The organism is Frankia sp. AgKG'84/4, assembly GCF_023242965.2.
In the GTDB taxonomy this organism is placed as follows: domain Bacteria; phylum Actinomycetota; class Actinomycetes; order Frankiales; family Frankiaceae; genus Frankia.
Map to the genome: position 1 here is coordinate 1 of NZ_JALKFU020000202.1, position 8,553 is coordinate 8,553.

10 protein-coding genes are annotated in these 8,553 nt (G+C 71.1%); 2 read left to right on the forward strand and 8 right to left on the reverse strand.

The window, feature by feature from the left end:
- Both MXD58_RS14060 and MXD58_RS14065 read left to right on the forward strand, forming a co-directional pair.
- Positions 1–195, forward strand: a 195-nt coding sequence (locus MXD58_RS14060; protein ID WP_250609386.1) for a hypothetical protein, incomplete at its 5' end; no start/stop codon positions are given.
- A 115-nt stretch (positions 196–310) separates the two neighbouring features.
- Positions 311–961 (forward strand): DUF2461 domain-containing protein, encoded by a 651-nt coding sequence (locus MXD58_RS14065; protein WP_248840247.1) that lies wholly within the window; start codon positions 311–313, stop codon positions 959–961.
- A 4-nt stretch (positions 962–965) separates the two neighbouring features.
- On the opposite strand, the gene MXD58_RS14070 is transcribed toward MXD58_RS14065, so the two are convergent.
- The 8 genes from MXD58_RS14070 to MXD58_RS14105 all read right to left on the reverse strand — a co-directional run bounded on the left by MXD58_RS14070 (position 966) and on the right by MXD58_RS14105 (position 8,318).
- Complete coding sequence (locus tag MXD58_RS14070; RefSeq protein WP_374616094.1) at positions 966–2,888, reverse strand: choline/carnitine O-acyltransferase; 1,923 nt, start codon at positions 2,886–2,888, stop codon at positions 966–968.
- A 153-nt stretch (positions 2,889–3,041) separates the two neighbouring features.
- Positions 3,042–4,010 carry a class I SAM-dependent methyltransferase gene (locus MXD58_RS14075; RefSeq protein WP_248840245.1) on the reverse strand — a complete coding sequence of 323 codons (969 nt, stop codon included), beginning with the start codon at positions 4,008–4,010 and terminating at the stop codon, positions 3,042–3,044.
- A 95-nt stretch (positions 4,011–4,105) separates the two neighbouring features.
- On the reverse strand, positions 4,106–4,975 hold the full coding sequence (locus MXD58_RS14080; protein WP_248840244.1) for a HalD/BesD family halogenase: 870 nt from the start codon (positions 4,973–4,975) through the stop codon (positions 4,106–4,108).
- A 485-nt stretch (positions 4,976–5,460) separates the two neighbouring features.
- On the reverse strand, positions 5,461–6,687 hold the full coding sequence (locus MXD58_RS14085) for a styrene monooxygenase/indole monooxygenase family protein (RefSeq protein ID WP_248840243.1): 1,227 nt from the start codon (positions 6,685–6,687) through the stop codon (positions 5,461–5,463).
- Positions 6,688–6,698: 11 nt separating this feature from the next.
- A complete protein-coding gene (locus MXD58_RS14090) occupies positions 6,699–7,235 on the reverse strand; it encodes a GTP-binding protein (protein ID WP_248840261.1) in 537 nt (178 codons plus the stop codon).
- Positions 7,236–7,306: 71 nt separating this feature from the next.
- Positions 7,307–7,699, reverse strand: a complete 393-nt coding sequence (locus MXD58_RS14095) for a DUF742 domain-containing protein (protein WP_248840242.1) — start codon at positions 7,697–7,699, stop codon at positions 7,307–7,309.
- On the reverse strand, positions 7,696–8,151 hold the full coding sequence (locus MXD58_RS14100) for a roadblock/LC7 domain-containing protein (protein ID WP_248840241.1): 456 nt from the start codon (positions 8,149–8,151) through the stop codon (positions 7,696–7,698). Before MXD58_RS14100 ends, MXD58_RS14095 begins: the two co-directional genes overlap by 4 nt.
- A gap of 8 nt (positions 8,152–8,159) precedes the next feature.
- Positions 8,160–8,318: a hypothetical protein gene (locus MXD58_RS14105; protein WP_250609387.1), complete on the reverse strand. Its 159-nt coding sequence runs from the start codon at positions 8,316–8,318 to the stop codon at positions 8,160–8,162.
- Positions 8,319–8,553 lie beyond the last annotated feature (235 nt).

Genomic DNA, 8,553 nt, shown 5'->3' on the forward strand with positions numbered 1-8,553 from the left:
AGCGTGAGTCGCCCGTCGCCGAGTGACGTCTCGATCTCGCTGTGCATCCGCCGCATCTTCCCCCGCCGGGTCCGCGCGGCGGCGCGGCGCGACGCGGCGAGTCCGCGAGTTCCCGGCGGGTGGGGCGGCGGCGCGCGGATCGTCCCGACTCGTGTCGGAGACCAGGCCGCGGATCCTGTCGGTGGGCGCTCCTAGGCTTACCGCCGACGGCACGATCGCGCCACAGCGCCGAGCCGAGACAGGCCGAGCCGAGACAGGCCGAGCCGAGACAGGCCGAGCCGAGACAGGCCGAGCCGAGAAGGAGCCTCCGATGCCGGAGTTCGCCGGATTCCCCACCGCGGCGCTGATCTTCTACGACGGCCTGGAAGCGGACAACAGCAAGGCCTACTGGACGGATCATCGGGACCAGTACGAGAAGGCCGTGCGCGGGCCGATGACGGCGTTGCTCGCCGAGCTCGAACCGGAGTTCGGGGAGTCGCACCTGTTCCGGCCGCACCGCGACGTCCGGTTCGCCAAGGACAAGTCCCCGTACAAGACCGCGATCGGCGCCTACCTCACCGGCGGCGGCTACGTGGAGGTGTCGGCGAGGGGGCTGATGGTCGCCTCGGGCTACTGGCAGACCGCCGCAGACCAGGTGGAACGGCTGCGGGCGGCGGTCGCCGACGACGTCACCGGGCCGAAGCTGGAGAGCGTCGTGGCCGGCCTGCGCGCCGACGGCTACGAGATCTCCGGTAACCGGTTGAAGACCCGGCCCCGCGGCTATGACGCCGACCATCCGCGCATCGACCTGCTGCGGCACCGGACGCTCACCGTCCACCGCGAGTTCGGTGAGCCGCCGTGGCTGACCGAACCCGAGTGCGCGCAGCAGGTCGCCGGCGCCTGGCGCCGGATGCGGGTGCTGCGCGACTGGCTCGATCGCCACGTCGGCCCCACCCGCCTGCCCCAGGACCGCCGCCGCTGAGAGATCAGTCCGCGGCCGTCTCCGCGGCGAGAAGTTCCCGCAGCTCGCGCAGGGCGAGAACGAGCTGCTCGGCGAAGGCGTGCATGCCGTCGGCGACGGGCCGGGGCGTGCTCAGGTAAAGGTTGAACCGGTCGGCCAGCAGGACGTAAGCCACGCCGATGCACTGGCTGCTCGTCGAGCCGAAGCCGAAGAACTCGACGTTGACCGACGGCGCCGAGCTGGTGCTCAGCAGATCGTCGCGGGACTTGATCCAGCCGGGCGTGTCGTAGAGCGCGAGCGGCTCGCTCACTCCCAGCTCCGCGCCGCGGCGGCGGGCGATGAACTGCAGCTCCCACAGATGCTGCTCGGGGGCCTGCCCGGCCTGGCACTCGCGCGCCCGCCGCACGTGCGCGTCCGCAGCGGCCCGCAGGGCGGCCCGCTTCGCCTCCGGCGTCGCGGCCGGGTCCTGCAGTGCGGAGACGAACTCGAGTGCCTCTGCGGTCACCACCCGCATCGCCTCGGTGCGCCCGCGGCGCCACCCCCGGGTCGCGATCGACTCGTAGGTCGCGCCGGTGCGGCCCTTGGCCCGCGCGTGCGCGAGCTGGTAGGCGAGCTGGACGAACGCGTCGGGGGAGATCCGCAGCCGCTTGGCGTCGCTCTGCCCGAAGTCGTCGATGGTCAGCACGGTCGAGGCGGTGGCCCCGGTGAACTCGGCGAACGACTCGCCCGCGGCGCCGATGTCAGCCCGCAGCGCGTCGTCGAGGACGAACTCGACCGGGTCGATCGCCGGCTGGCCCTGGGGCTGAGCGCCGGAGCTGGCCGCGTGCTCCTGCGGCGAGGTGGCGAGCAGATCGTCGACGAAGCTGAGGATCGTCGTGCCGTCCAGGCCGCAGTGCTCCACGTTGATGCCCGCCTGCCCGTCCGGGAAGACAATCAGCGACACGGCCTTGTCGAACCAGCGGTTCACCGCGTTGCCGTGCAGGAGCTGGTCGCAGACGCCCAGGTTGTCGGCGGGCGTGGTGCTTTCCAGGCAGAGGCAGAACAGCGCGGTCTCGATCGTGTCCAGCGCGGCGGCGTTCGCCGGGTCGAGTGCGGACAGCCGAGCCCGGCTGTCCGCCCAGGCGGCGCGGGCCTTGGTCGTGAGCAGGCCGACGGCGGTGTCCGCCGGTACCCGCGCCGGTGTCGCCTTCAGGACAGCGGTCAGCCCGGCAGCCAGGTCGTCCAGCGCGTACGGGCGCCCGTCCGGGCCGATGACGTCCATCCGGACCAGGTTGCCCTGGTGGAGGACGACGATGTGGCGGGCCTGGGAGGGGCCGGGCCACTGCGCGCTGTACGGGGTCCGCACGGTGTCCTGCACCGCGCCCGGGATGCGGGTGGTGGAGAACAGGTAGGTGTTCTGGGCCATCGACAGCGGCTTGCCGCGCTGGAGGACCGGTTCGATCCGCTCGTCGTCGAGGCGCAGTTTGTAGTCGACGGCCGCGGCGATGAGGCCGGCGGCCCGGTCGAGCTGCGGCTGGTCCGCCGATCCGGGCGCGCGGTCGGCGAACTTGAAGATGTAGTTGGCGTTGAGGGCGATACGGTCCCGGCGCCCGAGGTAGCGGGAGTCCCAGAAGTCGTCCAGCCAGCTGTGCACGCCTTCGGTCGCGTCGTAGCTCTCGAGCGCGGCCTGCAGGATCGGCCCGGGGCCGTCGGCGGCCTGGAAGGCGGTCACCACCGCCTCTGTCCGGGCGCGCTCCGCCGGGGTCAGCAGGGGCGCGGACCAGGCCAGGAAGCGCTCACAACTGTCCGCGAGGCTGGGCAGCGGCACCCGGGGCAGCTCGTCGTCGTGGGCGAAGGTCCCGGCAGAGGCGCGGGCGGGCGTCGTCGCGTTCAATCTTTGCCTCGGCTTGTCTGATGGGCTGACGGGTCGGGGTCGGTGCGGGCACCCGGACGGGGGTACTCGTTCCATGGTCGCCGGGATGGTCGCGGTGCGTCCGGCACATGTGAGTTTCGAATCGAATTCGGCGCCGGCCAGCGGATGCGGTGTCTGCGCTGATGCGCTGCGGTCACTGGCCTGCCGGCGGAAGTCCGCGGTGCCGGCAGGCCAGGACGGGCCGCCCGATCAGGGGATCGGCACGCCGCTCGTGGCGGCCGCGAGGGCCGCGCGCTGTCCCACCCCGCGGGGCCGGGACATGTGTAGCTGCGCGTACATCCAGCCGTCGCTCTCCAGCCCGGTGGGGTCCACGCCGACGGCCGAGAGGGTGTCCAGCACCTGCTCCTGCTCCTGGGCGGAGGCGAAGCGGCGCTGCGGATAGACCCCCTCGACGTGGACGGTGTCGTAGCCGAGCGCGTCCAGCGCCGCCTCGAACGGGTCGAACGGGAACATGCGCAGCACGAAGTGGGCCATCCAGGGCCGGCGGGACTCCTCGCCGGCCCTGGCGATTCGGTCGATCGTCCGCTCGCTGACATACCCGATGCAGCCGGTGGACACGACGAGGTCGGCGCTCGCCAGCACGGTCCGCTCGTCCGCAGTCGCCTCCCGGCTCTCCAGGTCGGCGCAGACCGCGTCGTCGAGGAAGCCCGCGGCCAGGCCGTAACGGACCGCCGGGCGGGAGCTGTCCAGCCCCACGAACCGGGGCGCCCAGCGGGACCGTCGGGAGTGGACGAGTTGCCGGTCGCGCGCCAGCAGGACGGCGCGGTCCTGGCCGGCCTTCGGGCCGTCCTGCTGGCCGTACCGGTCATACATGTCGTCCATCGTCAGGTCGCAGCGCTGCAGTGCGGCGTTGACCCCGTAGGAGCAGCCGACGTCGAGCACCGTGGTGGGGCGCCCCAGCCGCGTTCGGCACTCGTCGACGAGCCGGCCGAAGTACGGCTTCGCGAGTTGGGGAATGACGTAGTCGAGCTGGCGCAGGGTGCGGAAGTACGAGCGGGGATCCGGCTGGGTGTAGATGTGGTCGAGGGTGACCTTGCCGGTCTCGTCGAAGGCCTGTTCGTCAAGACTGAGGTCGTCTGCCGGCGCCGTGGCGACGGCGGCGGCCGGGTTCGGTTCGGTTGGGTTGACGTCGGTCGGGTTTGCGTCGTTGGAAAACACGCGAACGCTTCTCCTCGAAACAACGGTGGCGCTGCGGATCACACGAAGACGGTCGAGCCTGGACGGCCGGACACGCGGTGCGGACGAGAACGCAGTCAGTCGAGCAGGGCGTCGACGCGCACGGCACCCGCGTCAGCGCGGTGATGCGCGGGCAGGTGGCGACCGAACAGCTGGCGGGTTCGTTCGCGGCTGCCGACGACCCCGGGGCGTTCGGTATACGCGAATATCGCCGAATGGCGGGCCCTGGTGCCGTGCACGGCACTCACCCGGTGCATCGAATAGCGGCCCAGGAAGAGCTGGAGATCGCCGGGGCGCAGGGTGAGCCGGCGGACCAGGTGCGAGCCCGATCCGGCGAGCACCGCGCGGACGTCGGCGAAGTTCTCCGCCTGTGCCGTCCGGATGTTGGGACAGTACTCGAACTCGCCGCCGAACTCGGGTTCCTGGGTGAGCAGGCTGACGGCGAACTCGTTGGTGTCGAAGTGCCACGGGTGCTCCAGCCCCGGCGAGATCACGTTCAGGCAGCACCCGGCGAGCGGGTCGGCCAGTTCGTGGACCTGGGGGAGACCGAAGCAGGCCGCGACGAAACGCTGGAACGGCTCGCTGCGGTAAAGCTGGTGGACGGCGAAGCCGGCCGGAATCTGATCCCGGGCGACGAAGGCGTTGCCGCGCCGCATGACGTGCCGGCCGGGATGGTCCGTGGGCAGGTCGGCGTCGAGTGGAATGTTGTAGGCGTTGACGTCCTCGATTCGGTCGTACGCGAGCGGCGCCACCGACTCGCATTCGGCCGCGAGGGACGAAAAGGCCGCCGGCTGGATGAACCCCGGCAGCACGCAGCAGCCATCGGTGCGTAAGTCGTGGCGGGCGCGGGAGACGATGGACCACCACAGCGGGCTGGCCGGCTCGGTGATGGGATAACACGCGTTGTGAACAAGCTCGCTGATTGTGTGGGCGTCCGTCGCACTCATGAATCACCTCTTCACCTTCTGTGTCCGGCGGCCTCGGTGCCGGTAAACTCGCAGAGTCCGGACGAGGAATTACCCCATGCTGACTCGACTTTCACGAAGGTGAACGGCACTGTGAGATGGGACACGGCATGCCGGCGGATTCTTTGAATCGATGGCGCGAAGCCGTGCCGGGCTGCTATGTCCGCGCTCGAAATGTCGCGCGACGGCCCCTGGCGAGCTTCTGGCCTGCGTTGCGGCGGGTTGGAACGGTCGCAGGTCGGCGCGGTGCCCGACGACCGTCGGAGCCGGACCGGCCTGCCCGGGCCACCCCCTCGAAGGTAGGGCGCGTGCCGCGTCGTCAAGCTGCCGCGACGGGGCGGGGAATTTCCGGTAGGTAAATCCGGGTCATTCACACTCCGCTGTCGGACCATGACGCTGTCGAACGGTGGCGCCATTGTGTCGCCGCGGATTCGGCCGGCGGCGCACCGAATCCGCGGGACGGTTCGTCAGACGCCGGCGAGGTAGTCGGCGGCCCCCGCCGGATCGAGGAACCAGCGCTGGAAGTCCCGGGGGTTGTCGAAACCGTTGACGAAGCGCCGCGCCACCGCCTCGTTCGCCCCGGCGGCGCCGAGGATCTGCTGGACGTGCTCCGGCGGCGGCGACAGCAGGGCGTTGGTCCAGGCCGTGACGTGCTCGGCGTAGTCCCAGAAGCGGTCGAAGGCCGAGTGCATCCAGACCTCGTCGAACGGCCTGTCCCCGTGCGCCAGGATGCTGTCGAGGTAGGACTGGGCGCACTTCGCCGCGCTGTTCGAGCCCTGCCCGGTGATCGGGTCGTTGGCGACGACCACGTCCGCCATGCCAAGCACGGAGCGCCCCGAGGGCAGCAGGCCGACCGGGTGGCGCACCACCGGCGGGTAGCCGCCGGCGAGGGTGGCGTTCGCATCGGTGAGCTCCACCTCGGCGCAGCGCTCGTACTCCCACGGCGCGTACCGGCGGATCAGCTCGAGCAGGCGTGCCAGGTGCGCGGCCGGCTCGGGGCGGTCGTCCCAGCAGTCCAGCGGCCCGCCCGGGCACCCCTCGAAGAACAGGATGTCGCAGTTTCCGCTGAGGGTGTAGGCCGGGATGACGAACAGCTCGCCGACGCCGGGCGCGATGGTGAACCGGATGCCGGGGGAGTCGGGATGCTCGGGCCGGGGTGCCAGGCCGTGCACGTAGGCCAGCGCCAGCGTGCGCTGCGGGGCGGTGTACGGCGAGCGCGCGGCGTCGCGGTCGAACAGGCCGACCAGCTCGCCCTTCCCGGCCGCCACGATCACCAGGTCGTAAAGCTCCGCCAGGCCGTTGAGGTCGGCGGTGGTGACCCCCGAAATGATCAGCTTGCCGCCGCGCTCCTCGAACAGCTCCGCCCAGCCGGCCATCTTCACCCGCTGGTCCACCGACTGCGCTGGATGGTCGAGTCGGCCGAACCAGTCCAGTGCCCGTCCGCCGTCCGGCCCGGCGATCGACAGGCCGAGGCCCTCGATCGCGACCGCCTCGTCCTCCCAGAGGTTGAGCCCGTGATCCCGTTCGAGCTGCAGCGCCGTGTGGAACATGGCCTGCGTCGACATCACCCGTCCGGTGCGGATCTCCGCCGGGGTGCGCGCCGACATCAACGTGACGTCGTAGTCGTGCTCCCGCAGGGTGAGGGCGAGCTGAAGGCCCGACTGGCCGGCGCCGACGATCAGGATCTTGCGCATACACGGGCTCCTCAGGTCAGGGAGATGGCGTACCGGACAAGCGTGCGCAGGGCTTCGGCGGTGGAGGCCGGGTCCCGGGCGTCGCAGGTGATCAACGGGACCTCGGGCCGCAGCGCCAGGGCGTCACGGACATCGTCGAGGTCGTGCCACTGCCGGCCGTCGAACAGGTTGACGGCGACGAGGAACGGCACGGGTGAGTCGTGCTCGAAGTAGTTCACGGCGGCAAACGACTCGTCGAGCCGGCGGGTGTCGGCCAGGACGATCGCGCCGAGGGCGCCGCGGGCCAGGTCGTCCCACAGGAACCAGAATCGCGCCTGCCCCGGCGTGCCGAACAGGTACAGGATCAGGTCGGAGTCCAGCGAGATGCGGCCGAAGTCCATCGCGACCGTCGTTGTGGTCTTCGCGCTGCCCGCGGGCAGCGCGTCGACGCTCTCGCTCGCCTCGGTCATCCACGCCTCGGTATTGATCGGCGGCACCTCGGACACCGAGCCGACCAGCGTGGTCTTCCCGACGCCGAAGCCACCGGCGATGACGATCTTGGCGGAGATGGTGAGGTGCTCGGGCCCGCAGGCGGCGCCGGGGAGGTCGACGACGGGTGTGCCCCCGGGTGGGTTCTGGCTCAGACCGGCAGCTCCAGCAGTCCGTGCAGGATGCGCTCCAGCACGTTTTGATCATGTGAGTAGGCGTGTGCGGTGGGATGGATGAACACCGCGCCCTGCGCCGCGAGGTCGCTGATGAGCACCCGGACGACGCCCAGCGGGATCGACAGCAGCGCCGAGAGCTCGGCGATCGACAGCGGCGCCCGGGCCCGCTCGTAGAGCGCCTTCGACTCCGGCATCAGCGACTCGCTGAGCTCCGGGTCGTAGCGCGGTACCGAGATCAGTGTCTCCACCAGCAGGTGGTGGCGGGCGCGCGTGCGGCCCCCGGTCAACGCGTAGGGCCGCACCCGCCGGCTGCGGCGCCGCAGCGGTGCCGCGGGGGTCTCGGTCGGCCCCCCGACGGGCGACGTCACAGCTGTCGTCCCGCCAGGATCTGGCGCAGGTCCACCCGGGTCTGCGGGGTCAGCGCGTGGCCGGCATGCGACACGAACTGCGTCATCTCGTAGGCGACGACCTTCATGTCGCAGTCGGCGTCGGTGAGGACCGCGAGACCAGCACCTGCATCGATGCCCATGAACAGCAGATAGCCCGCGGACATCCGGACGATGATCTGCTCGCAGGTGCCCCGGTCGAACAGCCGGGCGCTGTTGCGTGCGAGGCTGATCATCCCGCTGGCGATCGCCGCGAGATGCTCGGCGGCGACGGTCTCGATGGTGTCCGATGCCGCGAGCGACAGGCCGTCGGCAGAAAGGATCATGGCGTGGGAGACGCCGTGTACCCGGCCGACGAAGTCGTTGACGAGCCAGGTGAACTCGCCGGTGGTGCCCCGGTCGTGGAAAGTGCTGTCGCTGGTGGTGTCAGACACGGCTGGACTCAGGCCCCTCGCTGCTCGTCGCGGGCGGCTTGCTCGCCCTGAGTGAACGCCTCCAGATCGGCCAGCAGCCGCTCATGGTCGGCACCGCGTGCCGCCGGGGTGCGGGATGGCGGGGACACCAGGTGCGGCCCGGTCGCGTCCTTGAGGCTTCGCGACACCCGTCGCGGCAACCCGCCCGCGGTCCGTGCCGGCAGACTTGGGCCCGTCGGGTTCGGGCCCGTCGGGTTCGGGCCAGGCAGATTCGGGCCAGGCAGATTCGGGCCAGGCGGATTCGGGCCAGGCGGATTCGAGGCCGGCAGGTTCGGGCCCGGCATCGGACCGTCCGCCGACACGGGCCGCAGCGGTGCCACTGCCGCGGCCGGCCCCGGGCGGCTCGCCGCCGGCGGTGGTACC